Raw genomic sequence first — 21,281 nt, forward strand, 5'->3', positions numbered from 1 at the left:
CACTGCCCGATGGCGACCTCAGACCGGCTTGCGCCACACCGAGATGTGCTTCGCGGACTCCTGCTCGAACGGTGCCCCGTCCCAGTCCGCGACCCGACGTTCCAGTTCGAGCCCGGCGATGCGAGCCATCAGGTCGAGCTCCGCCGGCCAGGCGTACCGGTGCCGCGAGTTGCCACGGCGATAGCGGCCGTCGTCGCCGTCGCGGGTGAAGTGGTGTGAGACGAGGATCTGTTCGACGAGGTCGAAGGTGTCGAAGCCGAGGTGGCGCTCGGAGACGTCGAACGGCACCGCGACCTGCCCGGGAGGCAGGAACCGCAGTGGCGGCACGCCCAGTTCGATGACGAAGCGGCCGCCGGGCCGCAGATGGCGCGCGGCGTTGCGGAAGCACTCGACCTGTTCGTCCTGCGTGAGCAGGTTGGTGATGGTGTTGTAGACGAGATAGACCAGGGTGAAGTCACCGGTGACGGTCGTGGTGGCCATGTCTCCCATCGCCACCGGAAGTGTGTCCTCGTCGACCTTGCGCCGCAGGACGGCGGCCATGTGCTCGGACAGTTCGATGCCCACGACCGGGACGCCGCGCTCCCGGAGCGGAACGCCCACTCGTCCCGTCCCGATCGCGAACTCCAAGGCCCGGCCGTCTCCGGCGAGTTCGGCGAGGAAGTCGAGAGTCGGCCCGAGGGCGGCGGCCGAGGACATCTCGGTCTCCTCGGTGTCGTAGCGGTCGGCGGTCTCACGGGTCCACAGTTCGCTGCTCGTCACGGGCGGCCACTCTGCCGGGTACGGCGGGGCGTTGTCGACGCCATTTTTTCCTCCCGCCGGGCGCCGGCGGAGCGTCTGCGTCCGCTACTGCGGGACACAGCCGTCGGTTCACCGCACTTGGGCGGCTCCGATTCACCACGCGTCGATGACCGGCGCGTCGGGTTCGTGCCGCCGCCAGGCCTCGCCGAGACGCGCCAGCCGGTCCACGGCGGCGATTCCGTGCAGCGATGTAACCCTGCCGTCGCTGACCTCGAACGCCACGGCGCCCACGACCCGGTCCTCGACCACGGCGAGGACGGCCGGGGAACCGTTGACCAGCGCGATGTGGAACGCGGGTGAGCCGCCGGCCAGCCGACGCTTCGCCGCCGTGGGCTTGAAACCGGCCCGGACGAAGGAGGCGACGCGCTCGCGCGTCGTGTACCGCAGCAGCCGCCTGGCCAGTCCGGCGCCGTCCGAGACCGCCGTCACGTCGTCGGTGAGCAGTGCCACCAGCCGCTCGGTGCGCCCCGACGCGGCGGCAGCCAGGAACTCCTCCACCACGCGGCGCGCGGCCGCGGGGTCGGTCTCGCCGCCGCGGCGGCGCTCGGCGGTGACCCGGACCCGAGCCCGGTGGACATGCTGCTGGCTCGCGGACTCGGTGATGTCGAGGATCCCGGCGATCTCGGCGTGGCTGTAGGAGAACGCCTCACGCAGGACGTACACGGCCCGCTCGACCGGCGAGAGCCGCTCCATCAAGGTCAGCACGGCCAAGGACACCGATTCGCGCTGCTCGAAGGTGTCGGCGGGGTCGAGCATCGGGTCGCCCTCGAGGAGCGGCTCGGGCAACCAGGCGCCGGCGGCTCGCTCGTGCCGCGCCTGGGCCGAGCGGAGCCGGTCGAGGCACAGGTTGGTGAGGACCTTGGTCAGCCATGCTTCCGGAACCTCCACCCGTTCGCGGTCCGCGGCCTGCCAGCGCAGGAACGTGTCCTGCACGGTGTCCTCGGCGTCGGCGGCCGAGCCGAGCAGACGGTACGCGAGCGAGGCCAGCCTGCCCCGGCTGGCCTCGAACCGATCGATGGCTGCGCTGTCCACGTGGGGCAGCCTAGGCGGCGGCGACCCTCGTACCGGACCGGTCGTCCGTGGCGGCCAGGCGGCGCCGGCGCTTCGGCATGCCGAAAGTGGGGTGGGCGATGCCCAACGCGGCCCCCTTGAGCACGCCCGCCTTGAGCCGCGCGGCGGTCCGGCCGCCCAGGTACCAGGACTTCGACCGGACGTCCCCGTCCACCATCTGGAAGATCGCGTCCCGCCGCCCGAGGCTGATGTGGTTGCCGTAGTACTTGAGCCCGGTGGTCGGAATGCCGCCGCCCGTCAGGCGGGTGATGATCGCGGCGGTCGCCTGCATGTTGGTGAAGCCGGCCGAGGCGCAGGACATCGGCAGTGGCCGTCCGTTGTCGCCGATCGCGTAGGCGCAGTCACCGGCGGCGTAGACGTCCGGGTGGGAGACCGAGCGCATGGTGCGGTCGACGACGATCTGGCCGGTCTCGGCGACCTCCAGGCCGCCGGCGGCGGCGAGCGGATGCACGGCGAACCCGGCCGACCACACGGTGACGTCGGCCGGGACGGTCGTCCCGGCGGCGGTGAGCACGCGCGTCGGCTCCACGGCGGTGACGCAGGTGTGTTCGTGGACGGTGACGCCGAGCCGGTCGAAGGCCTGGCGCAGGTGGCGGCGGGCCTTCGGGGAGAGCCAGGCGCCCAGCTCGCCGCGGGCGGCGAGCGCGACCGAGAGGTCGGGCCGGGACTCGGCGAACTCGGTGGCGGTCTCGATACCGGTCAGTCCCTCGCCGACGACCAGCACGGTGCCGCCCCCGCCCAGGCCGACCAGGCGCTCGCGCAGCCGCAACGCCGAGGGCCGGCCGGCCACGTCGTAGGCGTACTCGGCCACGCCGGGGACGTCGTGGTGGGCCACGGAGCTGCCCAGTGCGTAGAGCAGCGTGTCGTACCCGAGCTCGCCGTCACCCTCCTCGCCGGTCACGGCGACGGAACGACGCCCGGGGTCGATGCCGGTGACGCGGGCGAGGCGCAGGTGTACCCCGGTGCCCGCGAACACCTCGGTGAGCTCGGGGAACGCGATGTCCTGGCCGACGGCGAGCTGGTGGAGGCGCATCCGCTCGACGAAGTCGGGCACGGCGTTGACGACGGTGATCTCGGTGTCGGCGGGGGAGAGCCTGCGGGCCAGGTTGCCGGCGGCGAAGGCTCCGGCGTATCCGGCGCCGAGGACGACTATGCGGTGCTTCATGACAGCGCTCCTGTCTCATTCGCGTGCCCCCTGAACGAGACGGCGCCCCGATTGCTGACAGGAGTCCAGTATGACGTGGGTCACTGTTTTCCAGTGTCAGTCTCTCCCTGAAGTGGAGATCGATAGTTGAAACGTTCAATGCGCGGGCGGTGCTGTCGAGTGGGCTTGCGGTCGTGAGCGCACGGGTTCCGGGTGCGCGGCCGGAGCGGGGCCTTGGCCTCGCGCGGCAGAGGCGTATCCACTTGTCCGCCGTCCGCCGTCCGCGACTCCGGTGCGACCCTGCGGTGGGACGCGAAAGCCCGCGTGCCCGGTGAAGGCTGGACACCTCCACCGGTCACGCGGGCCTTCACCGTGGGTGCCGTCAGATGCCGCAGGTGGGAGCCGACCAGTACGGTGACGGGTCGAAGGCGACGTGCGTGTGGTCGTTGTGGCCGGGGTAGCCCGGGCCGAGGATCTCCGAGAAGCCGTGCGTCCTGGACTGCTGGGCGAGCCGGCACAGGGACGGTGAGCCGACGAGGTCCGCCGCGTCGCCGTAGAGGTGCCGACTGGTGGCGGAGCCGCCGACCGCGTTGTTGCAGGCGCGGGAGCGGAAGCCGCTGGAGATGGTGATCGGGACGTCGCCGAGGGCGTGGCGCATCGCCTCCAGCTTCCACATGGTCTTGAGGGCGTTCGCCTTGGCGGTGGCCGCGGAGACCGCGCCGCCGGACCAGTCCGAGTTGCACTTGTTGAGTTCGGCGTAGCTGAAGTGGACGGGCGTGCAGTCCGCGTCCTGGAGTGCGTAGATCTTGCTGAAGGTCGCGGGGCCGGCGACGCCGTCCGCGCTCAGTCCGTACGCGGCCTGGAACTTCTTGACGGCTGCGGCGGTCCGCGCGCCGTACTGGCCGTCGTAGGAGAGCCGTTCGCCGGAGGTCACCCAGCCGGCGACCCGGATCTGGAGCTGGGTGACGTCGCTGCCGGAAGCTCCTTGGGAGAGGGTGCGGTTCCAGGTGTAGCAGGAGTCGGCGTGCGCTGTGCCGGCGGTGGAGCCGACCCCGACCGCCGCACCAGCCATGAGCATGACAAAAGAGAGGAGCAGACGTGACGCGCGTCTGAACATCCCGGCCTCCCGACCGTTGAGTCGACAACAACCGGAGTCCAGCGTGCGGCAACGAGCTACGCGCGTCAATGGCGCTTCGGTGAAGTCGAGTCGACGTTCGGGGGCCCTGTGGGGTCGGCCTGCGCGACCGAAGGCTGCGCAGGCCGCGCGGGAACTGGCCGCTGTCGAAGGTCCTGGGGGCCGACGCGCTCAGGCACAGGTCGCGTCAGGTCGACGTGCCACCCAGTCAGCGCACCAGCAGGTCGACCACACCCGTCAGGTCCTCCTCGCCGCTGCCCTCCGACAGGCGTCGGCGCATCAACTCGAAGTAGGGATCGAGCAGTTCCGAGCTGACGCCCTGCTGTTCGGCGGTGTTCAGGAAGGTCGGTGTGCCGGCCACCTGCATGGCGAGATTGGACACGACACCCTTGGTGTAGTCACCGCTCCGCAGTTGGTCGGCGGTCTGGTGAACCCCCGGGGCCATCGCGACCAGCCAGTCGGCCAGCAGCGGCGCGAACGAGACGGGGTCGATGTCCTCCTTGCGGATCAGCGCAAAGGCGTGCGCGGCCCCGGCGAACATCCCGTACATGGCACTGAGCAGCGCCACATCGTGGAGAGCCGCGAAGCCCGCGTCCTCTCCGACGTAGGTGGTGCCGACCGGGACCCCCAGCGTCTCCCGGTGCCGCTCGAACAGCTCCGGTGAGCCGCTGTAGAAGACGTAGCCGCCGGCCTCCGGGACACCGATCATCGGAGGGACAGCCATGATTCCGCCGTCCAGGTAGCGGGCGCCGCGTTCGCGGGCCCACTCGTCACGGGCGCGGGCTTGGGCGGGGGTGCTGGTGGTCAGGTTGACCAGGTCCTTGCCGGTCAGGTCGCTGTCGGCCAGGGCCTCGCCGACTGACGCGTCGTCGAGCAGGCAGACGACGACGAGGGTGTTGGCCGCGACCGCCTCGGCGGCGCTGTCCGAGACCCGCACCCCCTCGGCGGCGAGCGCCGCGGCGCGGGCCGGGTTGCGGTTCCAGACCGTGAGCCGGTGACCGGCGGCGAGCCAGGTACGGGCCAGAGCGGTTCCCATCGCGCCGAGGCCCAGCAGCGTGAGGGAGGTCTTCTCAACGGTGTGCTTTGTCATGCGGATCAGGCTGGTCCGAGACGCGAAGTCGATCAAGTACGTACTTTCGAGTGGGTGGTTACCCTGGGGTGAGTGAGCACGGCACGAGGGGTGGGACATGACGACGCTGAACCGGCCGGGTGCACCAGACGGGCACGTCTGCGGTATCGACACCGCGATGGAGGTGATCGGCGGCAAGTGGAAGGTGCTGATCCTCTGGGCACTGCACGAGCATCCCTACCGCCGCTTCGGCGAGGTGCGCCGACTGATTCCGGGCATCACCGAGAAGGTGCTCGCCTCCCACCTGCGTGAGATGGAGGCGGACGGGATCGTGCGCCGTGTCTCCTACGACGAGGTGCCGCCGCGCGTCGAGTACTCGCTGACGGAGGACGGCACGCGCCTCAACGACGCACTCGAGCCGCTGGCCGTCTGGGGACGCGAGCGGCTCACCGCCCGATCAGCGCAGCACAGCCCGTCATCGGTGGCGGGGTGAGCGGACGGCCGGCCGCCCCGACGGCGATCGTCCGAGCCGCAACGCGCGCGTGACGGTCGGACCCGCGCAGGCGTACGTGGAAGCAAATCGTGAACGATCAGGCGACCTGGCGTCGAGGGGCGGCGTGCGATTCTCCGACGGTCCGACCGTACATTGTGAAGTCTATGTCGAGATGGCCGTGCCGCGGGTCTGGGAACTGGTGACGGACATACGTCTGCCCGCCCGGCTCAGCCCGGAGCTGCGGCGTGTCGAATGGCTCGGTGGCGCGGAGCGGCCCTCGGTGGGTGCCCGCTTCGCGGGCTACAACCATCACCAGCAGCTCGGTGAGTGGCGGACCGTCTCTCAGGTGGTCGAGCTGGACGAGCGGCGGGTGTTCGCCTGGGCCGTCATGGATGCGGACGGCCGATATGGAGAACCGACGCTGGACCCGGCCGGACCCATGGCGTCCTGGCGCTACGAACTCGAGTCCGAGGGCAGGGGCACCAGGCTGCGGCAGTCGGTCCTCGTAGGGCCTGGCCGCAGCGGAGTCACGATGGCCCTCGAGCGCTGGCCGGACCGGGAGGAGGAGGTCATCGCCTTCCGCATGAACGAGCTGCGCGCGGGGATGGGGACCACCCTTCGTGGCATCAAGGCGCTGGCCGAAGTAGGCGCCTGAGACCACTACCCGCCCGGGAGCCCGAGCTGTGTTCTGCCGTGAGCGCCCCGGCGGAATCTGTGTATTCGCCAAGAATCAAGGAGCTGACGTCCCGGAGAAGCCGGACTGATGAACCCGATGTACCACCTGGTCGACAAGCCGAACCCCGCCAGGACCAAGCACTGGTGGATCCGGCTCGGCAGCTCCGGCTCCGACACCTCGCTCACCGTCTCCGCCGACCTCGCCGCCGCCCACGGTCTGGGTGACGAGGTCAGCCACCTCTACTGCTGGGACGCGGGCCACGGCACCGACGAGGACGCCGGCGACTTCATCGAGTGGATCGCCAGGACGGCCGGTCACAGCGCGGCGTGATCCGTCGCCGGTTCACAGGGCTTCGTCAGCGACCGGAACTCGGTCGGCGTCATCCCGGTGTGCTGGCGGAAGAAGGCACTGAACACCGTCGGGTAGGCGAAGCCGGTGCGTTGGCTGATCGCGGCGGGCGGCAGGGACGTGTGGATGAGCAGGCGTTTCGCCTCCAGGAGCACCCGGTCGTCGATGTAGCGCTTGGCGCCGCACCCGAGGGCCGCCCGGGTCGCCCGGGTGAGCGTGCGGGCGCTGTAACCGAGCTGTTCGGCGTAGTCCTCGACCCGGTGGGTCCGTCCGAAGCCCTCTTCGACAGCCCGGCGGAACAGGTGGAACGGCTCGCTGCCGGCGGAGCGCGTCTGCTTCCGCGGGTCGGCGAGGTGGGCGAGCCGGATGAGGATCACCGAGAGCAGGTCGCGCAACGTCTCGACGTACGCCTCCAGCGTCAGACCGGGCAGCTCCTTGTGCTCGTCGACGAGTGCGTCGAGGTAGCGGAGCAGGGCCGCCTGACGCGCCGCGCCCGGCGAGACGAGGCGGTACGGGGCGTGCTCGCCGTCCCGGATCAGGGCGTCGGTCGCGGCGTTGGGGAAGCCGGTCGGGAAGACCAGCACGGTGGCGTCGCAGTCCCCGGGCCCGTCCGGGAACTGGAGGACCTGCCCGGGCCACACCCACAGCCAGTCGCCGGCCCCCGCGGTGCAGGAGGTGAAGTCCACCGAGCACGCCAGCCGCCCTCCGCGCACCGCGACGATCAGATGGAAGGCGAGCCGTGCGGGCAGGGTCAGGGGCAGCTTCCGCTCGGCGGCACGGGCGGCGAGCCCGGGCAGGTCGAGGACGTCCAGGCCCGGAGGTCTGCCCGGCGCCGGGCGGTACGGCATTCTCGGGATTCCGCTCGGCCGACGGTCGGCCGCGAACTGTCCGTTTTCCTTCATCGCGTGCCCGAGTGTATGCCGATGAGTCTGTCGTGGCGGTCCTAGGTTGGGCGGCAGGAAGCGCGACCGGGACGAGCCGTAGAGGTCCCGGTCCCGCGGCTATAAGGAAGGACCACCATGACCATCGAGTTCGCCACCCGCTACCGCGAGCGCTCCCACATCCCCACCGAGCCGGGCAAGCCCTACTTCATCGAGAAGGGCATGGGCGACCGCGCCCACCTCTTCACGGACATGTTCACCATCTACGCCGGCGGCGAGCAGACCGAGAACACCTTCAACTTCTTCACCTGCGAGGGGCCCAGGGGAGACGTCATCCCGGCCCATTCCCACCCGGACACCTACGAGGTCTTCTACGTCACGGACGGTGCGGTGCGCCTGTTCGTCGAAGATCTGGGGGGCGAGCAGTACGAGAAGCTGCTCACGGCGGGCGACTTCGGCTTCGTACCGAAGAACTGCCCGCACGCCTACCGCATCGAGCGCCACCACAGCCGGATCGTCGGCGTCGCCGCCGGCCCGGGCGGCACCTTCGAGCGGTTCTTCGAGAACCTCGGCACGCCCACGGACGAACTCACCGCGCCCCAGCGGCCGTACGTGCCCGAGCCGCACAAGTTCGCAACCGTGCCGCAGCAGTACGACGTGAACTTCCTGCCCGACCACAAGTGGCGCACCGGCAACTGACCACCGTCACCCCGACGCCCGTCCGTCCGCCGCAGAAAGGGAAAGCCGCGTGACCACCGCCGCCCCCGGCTACCTCGACGTGCACGCCCACTTCGTCACCGACTCCTACGTACGCCGGGCACGGGCCGCAGGTCACGAACTGCCCGACGGTGTCCCCGCCCTGGCCCACCTGGTCCGCCGCCGCGCACCTGGAACGGATGGACCGCTGCGGCGTGGAGACCTCTATACTCTCGATCTCCTCCCCGGGCATCCACTTCGGCGACGACGCAGCCCGCCGGCTGGCCCGTGAGGTCAACGAGGCCGGCGCCTACACCGGCCGCGAGCATCCCTGCCGCTTCGGCCTGTTCGCCTCGCTGCCCCTCCCGGACGTCGACGGCGCGCTGCGGAGATCACGTACGCCTACCACACCCTGAACGCCGACGGCGTCGACCCGGCGGGGAATCGCAGGAAGGGGCATGCGTGGGAACCTCTCAACGTCGTGCTCGTCGCCTACTGGACCACATGCCGCTACGGCACGTGCAAACCCCGCTGCCGTAGGCGCGCCCCGCGCTCCCCGCACCATCAAGGATCGTACGGATCGCGCACGGGCGGCGAAGACGTCCCGAAAAGCAGGCATCAGCCAGAATCGGACATCAACTCACGGGCCTGCGAAGTACCCAAGGACGGTCACTTGGTCGAAGCATCGCGCCTGCACGTCCTTCCTCGCGATCGTCCAGAAGACGTCACCGCCGACACGGAGCCTACCGAGGTCCAAGACGCCGCCATACCAATGAGCAAGCAGTGCCCAGTCGTCGGGACGAGGCCGTACCCATGGGCTGGCCCGCCTGCCCTCCGGCTTCCCTGCCCTCTACGCCGCCATGGCGGCGGACGCGGTGATGGGGTCGTCCTCGCCGTAGGAGTCACTGGAGTATCCGTCGAGCTGCAGGTGAGTCTCGTCGCGATGGTGCCTGTCCTCGTGCAGCACGTCTGACCGGGCCCGGTTCCGGTATGCCTCCGCCCGTTCTCTGACCAACAGGTCGTACAGTTCCTCGGCTGTCCCCTGAGAACGCCTCGACGCGGATCCGGTTGACTCGGAAGACCTGGTCGGTTCCGACGTAGACCGTCGGGCCCATCTTGTGCCGCGCGTCCCGGACGCTCGACGAACCAGCGAAGGCCGGCTGACCTGCGGATCGCCGGCACGCCCGTGTCACCAACGCCGGATCGGCCGGATGCCTGTGCGTCGCCCGGCACCGTCCAGCAGGTGTCCCATCCGTTTCACGGTGCGCGTGCCGAGGGCCTGGTTCAGGTCGCTACCCCGGGACGGTCTCCCACTCCTCTGCGATGCGCATGAGCGGCCCGTTCCCGCGCTCGTACCCGGCCCAGCCCGGTTCCCCGGTCCTGGCGAAGGCGATCCATGCCGCGTGTGTACGGGCGGCGAGTTCGGCCGGCGGTGTCCCGGTACCGAGCAGGGCATCGGCGCCGAGCAGACCGGGCTGGTCGGTCACATAGAAGACGAAGGGCAGCTCGACGGTGTGCGCCGCACCCAGTTCACCGCCCAGAGCGGGAGAACGCCAGGCGAACTCGTGGCGGAAGGTGCGGGAGCCCGGGTGTGCGGCATGAGCGTCGGCGAGGTCGCGGCTGCCGGCGACGAACAGAGCCTCGGCGAGGAGGGCGGAGCACAGTTCACCGGCCGTGGCTCCCGGACGGCTGCGGCGCAAGGATGCGACATACCGCGCGGGGACGGGGCGGAACAGGGCGGCGGTGGCCTCCACGTCGGCCGTCGTCGACGTGGAGAGCGTGCCGAACGGGGCCGAGGACGGGGTACTGGCGGTCGGGTCAAGTAATGGAGAATGGCGCCCAGTTGGTCAACTCGAAGCCGGAACCCCGGCGGCGCATTTCGAAGGCACCGTGCCCGGGCAGGTGCGCCGGGAGCACGAGGGCGTTGTTGTCCGCGGCGTGCGCGAACATGCGCGCACGGCTGGCACGAGCACCCTCCTCGTCCTCCTCGAAGCAGCTGTTGATGTGCGGCTCGTGCACCTGGATCGCGCCGTGCAGGAGGTCGCCGGCGAAGATCGCGCGGTCGCCCCCGGAATCCAGATGGATGATCGAGGCGCCGGGGGTGTGGCCGGGTGCCAGTTCGAGGCGGAGGTGGGAGTCGATGCGGTACGACTCGTCCCAGGTCTGCACCAGACCGGCTTCGACGACCGGGTCGATACTGTCCTCGTAGACGTTCTGGTTGCCGCGCCCGAACACCGTGTTGTGGAGGTTCTCGGGCCTCCAGTACTCGAAGTCACGCCGCGGCATGAGATAGGTCGCGTTCGGGAACGTGGGGACCCAGTCGCGGCCTTCGAGCCGGGTGTTCCAGCCGACGTGGTCGTCGTGGAGGTGGGTGTTGGCGACGATGTCGACGTCTTCGGGCCGCACGCCGACAGCGCCGAGATTCGCCAGGTAGTCGGTGTTCAGATAGGACCAGATCGGCTGCAGCGGGCGGTATTTGCCGTTACCCGCGCCGGTGTCGATCAGGATGATCCTGCCCTCGCTGCGCAGTACCCAGGTCTGGGTGGCGGCACGGGTGAGACCGGTGTCCGGCTCCCAGTGGTGGGGCGCCAGCAGTTCGGTGTGTCGTTGCCACTCCTCGGGCTTGCTGCCGGGGAAGAAGACATCCGTCGTCATCGGAGTGGTGTCGGAGTACTCCATGACTCGGTGGATCCGCACATCACCGAGCTCGATGGTGGACACGGACGGCGTCTCGGTCTCGGAGGTCGGGGTGGCAAGGGGGGACATCGTTCTCCTTCGAAGGTTCGGACGTCGTCCAGCCTGCGAGCACGCGGTGCCTCGGGGGTATCGGACACATGACTGCACTTTCCGGGTGCGGTCGGTCATGTGACCGCACCCGGGATGTACCGAGGACACCCTGGTAGCGTCGATGCGCGGGATGTGGTGATCGGAGGCGTTGAGGCCTGGAGGATCCCGGCAGGTCTGGAGAACCGGTGGACGACTGCACGGCGACAACCGCCCGAGGCCGCAGCGGCACCGACTCGGTCAGGAGAGCCGAGTTGGACAGGCTGGTCGCAGCGGTGAGCGCGCCGCGTGAGGCGGAGGCCGTGACGGGGCGGGTGGACGCTCTGCTGACCGTGGTGGGAGGGTCCGGAACGGGCAAGACCACCCTGGTGGACGCGGTCGTGGCGCGTTTCGTCGCGGACGGCGGCCGGGTACTCAGGGCGGCCGGCAGCCAGTCCGAGACCCACCTGGCGTTCTCGGGGCTGCACCAGCTGCTACGTCCGGTCCGCGGGCGGATCGACGCCCTGCCCTCCAGGCAGCGCGAGGCGTTGCACGTCGCTTTCGGAGCGGCGGAGCGAAGCGAGGAGCCGGACCCGATGCTCATCGGGACAGCGGTCCTCACCATGCTGTCGGACCTCGCCGCCGAGCGCCCGCTGCTGGTGGTCGTGGACGACGCCCAGTGGGCCGACCACGCCTCACTGGACGCTCTCTCCTTCGCCGCCCGACGTCTGGCCGACGAACCGGTGACGCTGCTGATTGCCACCGGGGACCCCACGTTGCGCGCGCTTGCCGCCCGGGAACCGACCCTCACCCTGGAGCCCCTCGGCCGCGGCGCGGCGGAGCGGCTGCTGGACCTCCAACCACGAGTGCCCGCCGGACTCACCCGGGCCTCCATCCTCGATCAGGCCGAGGGCAACCCCCTCGCCCTGGTCGAACTGGCCCGGGCCGCCGGCGACCACGACAGCCCGTCCGGCACGGTCTACGGCCCGCTTCCGGTCACCGAACGGCTGGGGCGGGTCTACGCCGACCGCCTGGCCGCACTGCCCGCCGAGACGCGCCGTGCGGTGGTGCGTCTGGCCACCGTCGACAACGAGGACCCGCCGCGCACCGTGCTGTCCTGGCTTCCCGACACCGGTGATCCGGTGTGGGCGCCGGCCGAAGAGGCCGGACTCGTCCGGCGAAGCGGGGGACGACTGCGCTGCGACCACCCGCTCTGCCGCCTCGCGATCTACCACACGGCCCCCGCCGAGGAGCGGCGCGCGGCGCACCTGGAGCTGGCCGAACTGTTCGGCGACCAGGATCCCGACCGGCGCGCCTGGCACCTCGCCGCCGCTGTCTCCGGGCTGAGCGCGGCGGTCTCGGCCCAACTCGAAGGCAGCGCGGACCGGGCACGTCACCGCAGCGGCTACGCGGCTGCCGCCCACATGCTGGAACGGGCCGCGGACCTGCACCCCGACCGGGGCGAGAGCACCCGACTGCTGGCCGCGGCGACCAGTGCGGCGGTCCTGACCGGCCGGCTCGACTCCGTCGAACGGCTGGCCGCCCGCACCCGCGCCGGCACCGACGACCCGACGGCCGCGGCCCTCGCCGCCCTCCAGGTCGGCCGGCTCATGACGCTGACCAGCTCACACAGCGCCGCCTTCGGACTACTGACGCGCACCGCCGCCGTCCTGACCGACACCGAACCAGCGGCGGCGTTGGAGGCCCTGGCCGCCGCCGCCGTGGTGCGCTTCTACTCCGGTGACGCGGCCCAGTCGCACGAGATCGAACGCCTGCTGCCCCTGGCCTCGGCGCCCGACGGCCACCGCCTCGGAGAGCGGGAGACACTACTGGCGGACTGGGCCGGGGTCGTCGCGCGTCCGGACGCCGCCGACGCGCGCTTCGCCCTGCGGCTGCCCGCCCTGGCCGCGGACGCGCGAGAGGAACCGCGGACGCTGATCCTGCTCGCCACCGCTGCCTGGCTGCTGGACGAGACGGAACTGGCCGCGAGTACGTACGACGCGGCCTTCGTCTCGTGGACCTCGCAGGGGCCGTTGCCGGACGGCCTCGGCGGGGTAGCCGCCCTCACCTATCTGGATCAGGGCCGGTGGGCCCGTGCCCAGACGGCCTGCGCCGAGCTCGCGGCCGTCGCGTCGTCGGCCGGCCTCGATCACGCCTCGGCCTGTGCCGCCGCGACGGAAGCGCTGCTGTGCGCGCTGCGCGGTGACATGGCCGGGGCCCGCACCCGGGCGCGGTACGCCCTCTCGCTCGTCGACCCGCGGGAGAGCCGTTCCGTCCTCGTCCTCGCCCACCGCGCGCTCGGCACCGCCGCCACCGTGGAAGGCGACCACGAGGCCGCCCAGCAGCACTACCGTGTGCTCTTCGACGACCGGGGCAACCCCACGCACTACCACCTATCCTACCCGGCGCTGCCCGAACTGGCGGCCGCTGCGGCCCGGGTCGGCCGACGCGAGGAGGCCACCCGGATCGTGGACGGAGTCGAACGGTCCCTGGCGGACGCGGGCGCGCCGGCGCCACGCAGGGCCGCGCTGGTCCGTCTGAGCCGGGCGGCGCTCGCCCCCGCCGAGGAGGCCGAGCACCACTTCACGGCTGCTCTGGAGAATCCGGCGCTCGCCCGCCGGCCTTTCGAGCGTGCCCAGGCGCTGCTCGCGTACGGGGAGTGGCTGCGCCGCCGCCGCCGTATCTCCGATGCCCGTGCGCCACTGGCCGACGCCGAGACCGTCTTCCGGCGGCTGGCCGCGCAGCCATGGGTGGCGCGAGCCCAGTCCGAACTCAGGGCCTCCGGTGCCCGGATCGGCACCACGAAACCGGACGCCTTCGCCGGCCTCACTCCGCAGCAGCAGCAGATCGTACGGCTGGCGGCGCTCGGACTGACCAACCGTGAGGTGGCCGAGAAGCTGTATCTGTCCCCACGTACCGTCAGCTCGCACCTCTACCGGGCGTTTCCCAAACTGGGCATCACGGTGCGTTCCCAATTGAGGCATGTGGTCGACGCCATGACCGATGACGAAGACGTGGGTCGAGACACCGACGCGGGGGGCGGGGCATGAAGGCCGCGCACCGTGGCCGGCGTCCGGCAGGGATCTCGGGACCGTCCTGCCGGTTCCACGCCGCGAGCGGAGGAGACCAAGGTGTGGTGGGTATGACGCTTGTCTTACGCGCCCGAGCCTCGAATCACGGGAAGTGAGGGTCGAGGATGGCTGGACCTGCGTTCTTCTTTGCATCGCACCTTGTGAAGCTGGTGGTTGACGGGTGCGCGCGGGTGAGCTCAACGAGCATCTCGGTCTGCGACGATGGGCGGCGAGCACCTCCAGGTCGGCCGCGGCTTGGCGTACGGCCGTGTCCTCGTCGGTGGCCGCGCGACCGGCGACCCGGCCGGCGGACGGGGTGCGGCCGAACTGTTCACTGAGCGAGTGACTGTGATGTGAGCGCGCATGGTCTCCGAAACCGCAAGGATGCCCTCGGGATACGTCACCCTCGGTGGTGCATAGTCACACTCCCGTGGTGGAGCCGGGGCGGATGATCATCAGTACGGTGACGGTGGCCCACAGCAGGTTGAAGACGCCGGTGAGGATGGCCAGTCTGCCCGGTCGCAGGGGGCCTGCGCCGATGGCGCGGGGGGTGCCTCTATGTCGTTCGTCAAGCGGGGCGTGGGGTTCTTGGTTCGTAGAAGGTTCCGTCGCGGAGCATCGCGAAGGCGGGCTGGGTCACGACCACCAGGACGGTACCGAACTTGGCCTTCAGCTTGTCGAAGACCGCCCGCAGCTTCGGTTCGCTGTTCGGCAGCGGCTTGTCGAAGACCGTCTTCCCGCCCGGAGGCAGTCCGTGTCCGTGATGGGTCTGCTTGCCGACGTCCAGACCCAGGAAGACGCCCACCCCGTCGATGCTGATCACCGTGCCCCCACATGTGTCGACGTGTGCCGGCCCCGAGGTCGGGAGCCGTTCTCGCGCAGCCACGTCATGCAGACCTGCCGCCCGCGAGCAGCCGGGCATTGCGCCCGGCCAGGCGGTGGTCAGACCTCTGATCAGCGTCTCTGACGGCACCCCTCGGGCCCGGTGACACCATCCCCCAGGTCATCCGTTCGACAGGGGGCAACAGTCATGCCGGGCCCGGAGGCCAGCGGCCCTCTTGCAGGACCGCGAAGAAGATAACGGGGGCTGGAGCGCGGCAGCCGTCGGACTCGTTCGCCGCCGCATGGCGCGTCACTCGCAGCGGCGAGGACGGCGTGGCAGAGCCTGCCGAAGCCGGTCCGGGGACCCCTTCGCCCACCGTGCTCTCCTTCGCCCCTGGCACCTGTGGCTCAGTATCGCGACAATGACTGCAGTGAGTGGGGACAACTTGCTCTGACGTCGGCCGGAAGTCCTGCGCTGAGCACACGGGTAGGACAGGGGAGCGGTCATGCTGGACAACACCAGTCGGGTCTGCGCAGACGCCGAGCCGCGTTCGAGCACGGTCTTGTCGGAACTCGAGCGGCTCGCCCTGCTCGCCGAGACCACGGCCCAGTTGATCTCCAACAACGATGTGGACGAGGCCCTGCGGCGGGTAGTGGCACTCATGGTTCCGCGGCTGGCGGACTGGGCAGTGGTCGACCTGGTCACCGAGGACGACGAGGTGTCACGGCACCTGGTGGTACATGCCGAGGGCGGAACGCTGATCCGGCGCGAGGATCTGCAGGGCCCGATGCCGCGGGTCTCCGCCGCCTCACCCATGCCCCTGTCCCGAGCCCTGCGCGGCATCGCCTCCTACCTGGCCGGTCCGGAGACCTACCAGGGACCGCCCGACACGGGAATCGCCGTGGAGCAGCGCAGGCTCTTCGAGGCGACGGGAATGAAGACCGCCGCCATCGCGCCGATTCGCGGGCCACGCGAAGTCCTGGGAGCCGTGACGCTGGGGCGCTCCGGAGAGGACGCCCGGGCCTTCACCCCGGACGATCTCGGACTGCTGGAGGACATCGTCCGGCGCATCGGCCTGGCCCTGGAGAACGCGCGCCACTACAAACGGCAGGCCCAGGTCGCCGAGACCATGCAGCGCTACCTGCTGCCCCAGCTCCCGAGCCTGCCCGGCCTCGCCATGACCGCCCGCTACCTGTCCGCGCCGGACGCCTCGCACGTCGGAGGGGACTGGTACGACGCGTTCCCGTTGCCGTACGACGGCACCGCGCTGGTCATCGGCGACGTCGTCGGGCACGACCTCGAAGCGGCGGCCGGGATGGCCCAGCTACGGAACATGCTGCGTGCCTACACCTGGTCCCGGAACCAGCCGCCGCACCGCATCGTCGAGGAACTGGATCAGGCCATGCGGCACATCACCGACGTCCGCATGGCCACCATGATCCTCGCCCGGCTCAGCTCGGGCCCCGCCGGTACCTGGCGCCTGCGGTGGACGAGCGCCGGCCACCCGCCCCCGCTCCTCGTCCACCACAACGGCCTGACGAGCTACCTGGACGGGGCGAACGGCCTGCTCCTCGGCACCGGGACGCGTCGGCCCCGGCCCGACGCCACCGTCACGCTGCCTCCCGGTGCCACGCTCGTCTTCTACACCGACGGCCTCATCGAAGGTCGCAGGCGCCCCTTGGACACGGGGATGGAGGTACTGCGACGGCACGCGGCGGCTCTGGCCCACCGCCCTCTGGAGAACTTCACGGATCAGTTGCTGCAGCGAGCCCGCCCCGCCGACAACGACGACGACGTCGCCCTGCTCGCCATACGCATCCCCGTCGCGGCCGACGAGCAGGAGGACTGAGCCACACGGTCCCCCCTCCATGGGCGACGAGACCTGTCAACCGCCGGCCGCCGAGGCCACCGGGGGATCTCTCCGTCACCGCGCACCGACGCCGAGCGCGTATCGGTGGAATGACCGATGTGCCGGGGGTCGGGTCCTGGCCATAGTCCTCAGAGGACTGTCAGCGGGTGGCCGTGTTGCCCCCCGGTCGTGGAAAGGACCTTCTGTGGACGCGTACGCGGATCTGGTGTTTCTCGGTGGACGGGTGGTCACGGTCGATGCGGAGTTCTCCGTCGCCTCGGCCCTGGCGGTGACCGGAGGGATCATCAGCGCCGTCGGGGAGAGGGACGACGTCGCGCCGCTCGTCGGACCCGGCTCCCGTGTGATCGACCTGCGCGGGGCGACGCTGCTGCCCGGCATCAACGATTCCCACCTGCACGGATGCGCCTTCGGCATGGCGACGCCGCCGCTCTCCCTCGACCTCGGCCATCCCGCCGTGTCCTCCCTCGCGGACGTGGCCGAGGCGGTACGGGAGGCCGCCGGGCGGGTTCCGGACGGGCAGTGGATCACAGGGCACGGCTGGGACACCGGTTACCTCGACGAATGCCTCGGTGACGCGTCGAAGCTGCCCTCGCGGAGTGACCTCGACGCCGCGAGCCCGGACCGCCCCGTCGTCCTGTACTCCTTCTCCGGGCACGCCACCTGGGTCAACTCCAAGGCGCTCGAGCTCATCGGGATCGACCGTCACACCGTCGCGCCGCCCGGCGGTGCCATCGTCGTGGACGAAACGGGGGAGCCGACCGGGCTCCTCCACGAGGGGGCCCAGGCACTCGTCCAGAACGCGCTGCCACCGCTCAGCAGGCAGGAGCGGACCGACGCGATCAGGTCGGCCCTCGCCAAGCTCGCCCGACTCGGCGTGACCAGCTACACCGAGCCAGGGCTCGGCCCCGGCGGTGACGGCATCATGCGGGGCGCGCTCGGCACGGAGACCCTGGACGTGTACCGCCGGCTGCTGGCCGACGGCGAACTGACCGCTCGCCTCGGCGTTCTGCTGCTGCCCGGCGGAATGGCGAGCACCGCCGATGAGTTCGCCCGCGGCCTCACCGCCCTCACCGACTCCGGCGACGCCGATCCGCGCCGACTCGCGATCCACGGGGTCAAGATCTTCGCCGACGGCGTCGTCCCCAACAGGACCGCGTGGATGCACGAGCCGTATGTCGGCGGCGGCTGCGGATCCCTGTGCGTCGGCGGCGAGACCGACGCCCAGCGGGTCGCCGAGATCGAAGCCATGATCCGGCATGCCCACGCCGCCGGGTACCAGCTGGGCGTACACGTCACTGGTGACCGGGGTATCGACACCGTCGCGGACGCCTTCGCCGCGGCCATGACTGAGCACCCGCGCCCCGATGCCCGCCACTACGTCATCCACGGCGACTTCCTCACCGCGCACAGCATGAAGGTACTGGCCGCGCACGGCTTCGGCGTCAACATGAACCCCACCATCAAGTGGACCGTGGCCGACATGGAGGAGGCGTTCGTCGGAGCCGGGCGGGCTGCGTACGCATGGCCCTACCGCGATGCCATAGACGCCGGGGTGCGGGTCGCGAGCGGGTCCGACGCCCCCGTGACGTACCCCGACTGGCGTCAGGGCGTCGCCACGATGGTGCTGCGCGAGTCGAAGGCCGCCGGCCGGGTCAGCGGCCCCGAGCAGCGCATCGGCCTGGCCGAGGCGCTCCGTACGTACACGATCGACGCGGCCTGGCAGGACTTCGCCGACGACTGGAAGGGCTCCCTGGAACCGGGCAAGGTCGCCGACCTCTGCGTGCTCGACGGGAACCTGCTCACCGCCGACCCCCACGACATCCCGGAGATGCCCGTCGTCCTCACCGTCGTGGACGGACAGGTCGTCCACGACACCCTGCGCGATTGACGTACGCCCGGCACATGATCATCCTTGGATGATGGCGGCGGAGCGGAGCACGGCGGACATCCTGGACGCGGCCGTCCACGTCCGTGAGGCTGCCAGGAGCGCCACCACCGGCGCGACCGGCGTCGACGGGGTCCTGACGGCGCTGTCGGAGGTGATGGAGTACGACCACGCCTCCCTGGCCCGCTGGGACCCGCTGCGTCGGCGACACACCACCCTGGCCGGGAACTACCCGGACGACGCCACGGCGTACATCGAAACCCGCCTTCACCACGACCCGGTCTTCCCCCTGCTCCGCAGCCCGGCCCGAGGCGGTCTCTGGCTCATGGACGTTCCCCGGCAGCTCCTGGCGGCGTCCCCTGGTTTCCAGCAGGTGTTGCGTCCCCTCGGCATCGAGGACGGCGTGGCCCAGTGCCTGTTCGCCGCTGACGGCAGGTACGTCGGCATGCTGAACGTCAGCACCCGTCGGCCGCGGCGCGCGCCCGATCCTGCGCGCGCAGTGGTCATCCTGCTCACCGAGGCCCTCGCCGCGGCCGTCGATTCCCACGCGGGCCCCCCGCCCGAGGCCCGCGCCGCGGCCGGCCGAGCCGCGGACGGGCGGCGACCCGGCGGACTCTCGCCGCGGGAGCTCCAGGTGCTGGCCGAACTGACCGCCGGCCGCACCAACCGGGAGATCGCCGGGCGGCTGTACATCACGCCGCGCACCGTAGGAACCCACATCGAGCACATCCTCGCCAAGCTCGACCTACCCAACCGTGCGGCCGCCGCCGCCTTGGCTGCCACCTGGGGAATCGAACCGTCCCGCTGACGCAGAACGCTCGGACCGCGGGTGCGCTCCCTGCCATGCACTGCAACTACCGGCGGCGCCTGAGTTCTGTCCCTTTGGTCGTGCGCTGAAACGTCCCGTCAGCGGGCGGCCCCGAAGCGCCGGGTGCCGCTCGCGGGTGCACCGGACTCAGTAGTTGCGCCACTCGTCGAGCACGTAGTCGAGCACGGCGGGATCCATCAGTGTGCTGGCCCGTACGTCGGTGCGGCGGCGGTCGACCGGGAACACGGTCGCCGCCCTGAGAACCGCGTCGTCCAGGTACCGCAGGTCGGGGACCTCCGAGGCGAGTCGCAGTGGCGGGGGTTCGGTGCCGCGGCCGGCGAGGACGAATCCCCAGTTGCCGAAGCTCGGCACGTCGACCTGGAATTCCGTCGTCGCGTATCCCGCCGTCTCGATCGTCTTCGCGATCGACCAGTACGTCTTCGGGGCGAAGAACGGCGATCCACTCTGCACCATCACCTTGCCCTGTGGCCCCAGGACCCGGCCGAGCAAATGGTAGAACTCCACCGAGTACAGCTTGGCCAACGACGCCGAGTCCGGATCGGGGAAGTCGATGATCACGACGTCGTACTGCTGTCGGGCACCGCGCAGCCAGCTGAAGGCGTCGGCGTTCACCACCTCGACCCGGGGGTCGTCCAGGGCGCCCCGGTTGAGAGTACGCAGCGGTGCGTAGTTCCGTGCCAAGCGGGTCATGGCCGGGTCCAATTCGACCAGAGTGACGTGCCGGACGTCCTCGTACCGGAGAACCTCGCGCAGCGCGAGCCCGTCGCCGCCCCCCATGATCAGCACGTTGGAGCGACGGCCCGACAGCGCTGGGTGGACGAGCGACTCGTGGTAGCGGTACTCGTCGACGGAGCTGAACTGGAGATCGCCGTTGAGGAACAGCCGAATGTCGGGGCTCCCGGTGAAGGCGGTTGACCGGGTGATCACGATGTCCTGGTACGGGGTGATCTCGGCGTGCACAATAGGGTCCCCGTACATGTGCTGACGCGCCGTGACCTCCAGGTCGTCGGCGAACACGTACGTAGCGCCGAGCACGGCGAGCACGGCGACGACCCCGGTCAACAGGCCGGCCCGTACCGTGCGGCGGATCTCGCGGCGGAAGATGAACACCACGACGATGACGCCGGCGATCGCGTTGACCACGCCGACCACCAGCGCGCCCTTCAACTGGCCGAAAGTCGGCAGCAGGAGCAGCGGAAAGCACAGGCCGCCGACGAGGGCGCCGATGTAGTCGACGGCGAACATGTCGGCGACGGCACTGCTCGCCTCCTGCCGGCGGATCCGTTGCAGGAGTGTCATCAGCAGCGGGATCTCGGCGCCGATCAGCAGGCCGACCACCAATGACACCACGATCATCGCGGGCATGTAGAGCTGCAGCCAGGCGAAGGCGGCGTACAGCACCAGGACGGACAGGCCGCCGATCAGTGCCAGGACCCCTTCCAGCACCGCGAACGCGACGACCGCGCGGTGGCGCAACGGCTTGGCGGCCAGTGAACCCACGCCCATGGCGAAGACCATCACGGAGATGACGACGGAGGTCTGCAGCACCGAGTTGCCGATGAGGTAGCTGCCCAGCGCGGTCAGCGCCAACTCGTAGACGAGGCCGCAGGCGGCACAGAGGAAGACTGCGAGCAGCAGAAGGAACCGCGCCCCCCGGGGGGGTTGGGCGTCCGGGGGGCGGGACGCAGCCGCGGTGTCGCGGTCGTCCTGGGTGGTGGTACTCATGGGT

Annotated in this window: 18 protein-coding genes and 1 pseudogene; 9 read left to right on the plus strand and 10 right to left on the minus strand. The window is 70.5% G+C overall.

All coding sequences use genetic code 11. The annotated features are described in order from the left end of the window. Positions 1-18: 18 nt before the first annotated feature. The 5 genes from IE142_RS14110 to IE142_RS14130 form a co-directional block, all read right to left on the minus strand. Positions 19-759 carry a class I SAM-dependent DNA methyltransferase gene (locus IE142_RS14110; RefSeq protein WP_191886071.1) on the minus strand — a complete coding sequence of 247 codons (741 nt, stop codon included), beginning with the start codon at positions 757-759 and terminating at the stop codon, positions 19-21. A gap of 132 nt (positions 760-891) precedes the next feature. Beyond that, positions 892-1,830, minus strand: coding sequence for a sigma-70 family RNA polymerase sigma factor (locus tag IE142_RS14115; protein WP_191886072.1), 939 nt, complete (start codon positions 1,828-1,830; stop codon positions 892-894). Positions 1,831-1,840: 10 nt separating this feature from the next. Continuing rightward, a complete protein-coding gene (locus tag IE142_RS14120) occupies positions 1,841-3,034 on the minus strand; it encodes an NAD(P)/FAD-dependent oxidoreductase (RefSeq protein ID WP_191886073.1) in 1,194 nt (397 codons plus the stop codon). A 361-nt stretch (positions 3,035-3,395) separates the two neighbouring features. Continuing rightward, complete coding sequence (locus tag IE142_RS14125; protein ID WP_191886074.1) at positions 3,396-4,130, minus strand: D-Ala-D-Ala carboxypeptidase family metallohydrolase; 735 nt, start codon at positions 4,128-4,130, stop codon at positions 3,396-3,398. Positions 4,131-4,356: 226 nt separating this feature from the next. Next, on the minus strand, positions 4,357-5,238 hold the full coding sequence (locus IE142_RS14130; RefSeq protein ID WP_191886075.1) for an NAD(P)-dependent oxidoreductase: 882 nt from the start codon (positions 5,236-5,238) through the stop codon (positions 4,357-4,359). Between the two features lie 97 nt (positions 5,239-5,335). Here IE142_RS14130 and IE142_RS14135 point away from each other — a divergent pair, with 97 nt between their 5' ends. The 3 genes from IE142_RS14135 to IE142_RS14145 all read left to right on the plus strand — a co-directional run bounded on the left by IE142_RS14135 (position 5,336) and on the right by IE142_RS14145 (position 6,716). Beyond that, positions 5,336-5,710 carry a winged helix-turn-helix transcriptional regulator gene (locus tag IE142_RS14135; RefSeq protein WP_191886076.1) on the plus strand — a complete coding sequence of 125 codons (375 nt, stop codon included), beginning with the start codon at positions 5,336-5,338 and terminating at the stop codon, positions 5,708-5,710. Positions 5,711-5,834: 124 nt separating this feature from the next. Continuing rightward, a complete protein-coding gene (locus IE142_RS14140) occupies positions 5,835-6,365 on the plus strand; it encodes an SRPBCC family protein (protein WP_191886077.1) in 531 nt (176 codons plus the stop codon). Between the two features lie 108 nt (positions 6,366-6,473). Further along, positions 6,474-6,716 (plus strand): hypothetical protein, encoded by a 243-nt coding sequence (locus tag IE142_RS14145; protein ID WP_191886078.1) that lies wholly within the window; start codon positions 6,474-6,476, stop codon positions 6,714-6,716. Here IE142_RS14145 and IE142_RS14150 read toward each other — a convergent pair. Continuing rightward, positions 6,701-7,582, minus strand: a complete 882-nt coding sequence (locus tag IE142_RS14150) for a helix-turn-helix transcriptional regulator (protein ID WP_191886079.1) — start codon at positions 7,580-7,582, stop codon at positions 6,701-6,703. The genes IE142_RS14145 and IE142_RS14150 overlap by 16 nt on opposite strands. Before the next feature lie 171 nt (positions 7,583-7,753). Between IE142_RS14150 and IE142_RS14155 the strand changes: the two genes are divergently transcribed. Continuing rightward, the gene (locus IE142_RS14155; RefSeq protein WP_191886080.1) at positions 7,754-8,314 is read left to right on the plus strand and encodes a quercetin 2,3-dioxygenase; all 561 of its coding nucleotides are present in this window, start codon (positions 7,754-7,756) and stop codon (positions 8,312-8,314) included. A 149-nt stretch (positions 8,315-8,463) separates the two neighbouring features. Next, on the plus strand, positions 8,464-8,727 hold the full coding sequence (locus IE142_RS14160) for an amidohydrolase family protein (RefSeq protein WP_191886081.1): 264 nt from the start codon (positions 8,464-8,466) through the stop codon (positions 8,725-8,727). 876 nt (positions 8,728-9,603) lie between these two features. Here IE142_RS14160 and IE142_RS14165 read toward each other — a convergent pair. Beyond that, positions 9,604-10,065, minus strand: a complete 462-nt coding sequence (locus IE142_RS14165) for a carboxylesterase/lipase family protein (RefSeq protein ID WP_191886082.1) — start codon at positions 10,063-10,065, stop codon at positions 9,604-9,606. A 64-nt stretch (positions 10,066-10,129) separates the two neighbouring features. Then, positions 10,130-11,077, minus strand: a complete 948-nt coding sequence (locus IE142_RS14170; RefSeq protein ID WP_191886083.1) for an MBL fold metallo-hydrolase — start codon at positions 11,075-11,077, stop codon at positions 10,130-10,132. A 272-nt stretch (positions 11,078-11,349) separates the two neighbouring features. Between IE142_RS14170 and IE142_RS14175 the strand changes: the two genes are divergently transcribed. After that, the gene (locus tag IE142_RS14175) at positions 11,350-14,124 is read left to right on the plus strand and encodes an ATP-binding protein (RefSeq protein ID WP_229830459.1); all 2,775 of its coding nucleotides are present in this window, start codon (positions 11,350-11,352) and stop codon (positions 14,122-14,124) included. A gap of 646 nt (positions 14,125-14,770) precedes the next feature. Here the strand turns inward: IE142_RS14175 and IE142_RS14180 are convergent. Next, positions 14,771-14,968, minus strand: a pseudogene (locus IE142_RS14180) (IS110 family transposase); the annotation flags it as partial. Between the two features lie 505 nt (positions 14,969-15,473). On the opposite strand from IE142_RS14180, the gene IE142_RS14185 reads away from it, so the two are divergent. From IE142_RS14185 to IE142_RS14195, 3 genes are all read left to right on the plus strand, one after another. Then, complete coding sequence (locus tag IE142_RS14185; RefSeq protein ID WP_191886085.1) at positions 15,474-16,817, plus strand: PP2C family protein-serine/threonine phosphatase; 1,344 nt, start codon at positions 15,474-15,476, stop codon at positions 16,815-16,817. A gap of 205 nt (positions 16,818-17,022) precedes the next feature. After that, positions 17,023-18,726 (plus strand): amidohydrolase, encoded by a 1,704-nt coding sequence (locus IE142_RS14190; protein WP_191886086.1) that lies wholly within the window; start codon positions 17,023-17,025, stop codon positions 18,724-18,726. A 28-nt stretch (positions 18,727-18,754) separates the two neighbouring features. Further along, positions 18,755-19,531 carry a helix-turn-helix transcriptional regulator gene (locus IE142_RS14195; RefSeq protein ID WP_229830460.1) on the plus strand — a complete coding sequence of 259 codons (777 nt, stop codon included), beginning with the start codon at positions 18,755-18,757 and terminating at the stop codon, positions 19,529-19,531. Positions 19,532-19,678: 147 nt separating this feature from the next. On the opposite strand, the gene IE142_RS14200 is transcribed toward IE142_RS14195, so the two are convergent. Beyond that, entirely contained in the window at positions 19,679-21,277 is a 1,599-nt protein-coding gene (locus IE142_RS14200) for a polyamine aminopropyltransferase (protein WP_191886087.1), read from the minus strand. Between the last annotated feature and the right edge of the window lie 4 nt (positions 21,278-21,281).

This window comes from Streptomyces mutabilis, from assembly GCF_014649815.1.
GTDB lineage: Bacteria > Actinomycetota > Actinomycetes > Streptomycetales > Streptomycetaceae > Streptomyces > Streptomyces mutabilis.

What these genes read in the sequence shown, in the direction of transcription:
- IE142_RS14120 (WP_191886073.1), bottom strand. Translation starts at nt 3,034, where the DNA reads ATGAAGCACCGCATAGTCGTCCTCGGCGCCGGATACGCCGGAGCCTTC.
- IE142_RS14125 (WP_191886074.1), bottom strand. Translation starts at nt 4,130, where the DNA reads ATGTTCAGACGCGCGTCACGTCTGCTCCTCTCTTTTGTCATGCTCATG.
- IE142_RS14130 (WP_191886075.1), bottom strand. Translation starts at nt 5,238, where the DNA reads ATGACAAAGCACACCGTTGAGAAGACCTCCCTCACGCTGCTGGGCCTC.
- IE142_RS14135 (WP_191886076.1), top strand. Translation starts at nt 5,336, where the DNA reads ATGACGACGCTGAACCGGCCGGGTGCACCAGACGGGCACGTCTGCGGT.
- IE142_RS14145 (WP_191886078.1), top strand. Translation starts at nt 6,474, where the DNA reads ATGAACCCGATGTACCACCTGGTCGACAAGCCGAACCCCGCCAGGACC.
- IE142_RS14150 (WP_191886079.1), bottom strand. Translation starts at nt 7,582, where the DNA reads ATGCCGTACCGCCCGGCGCCGGGCAGACCTCCGGGCCTGGACGTCCTC.
- IE142_RS14155 (WP_191886080.1), top strand. Translation starts at nt 7,754, where the DNA reads ATGACCATCGAGTTCGCCACCCGCTACCGCGAGCGCTCCCACATCCCC.
- IE142_RS14170 (WP_191886083.1), bottom strand. Translation starts at nt 11,077, where the DNA reads ATGTCCCCCCTTGCCACCCCGACCTCCGAGACCGAGACGCCGTCCGTG.
- IE142_RS14185 (WP_191886085.1), top strand. Translation starts at nt 15,474, where the DNA reads ATGCTGGACAACACCAGTCGGGTCTGCGCAGACGCCGAGCCGCGTTCG.
- IE142_RS14195 (WP_229830460.1), top strand. Translation starts at nt 18,755, where the DNA reads ATGATGGCGGCGGAGCGGAGCACGGCGGACATCCTGGACGCGGCCGTC.
- IE142_RS14200 (WP_191886087.1), bottom strand. Translation starts at nt 21,277, where the DNA reads ATGAGTACCACCACCCAGGACGACCGCGACACCGCGGCTGCGTCCCGC.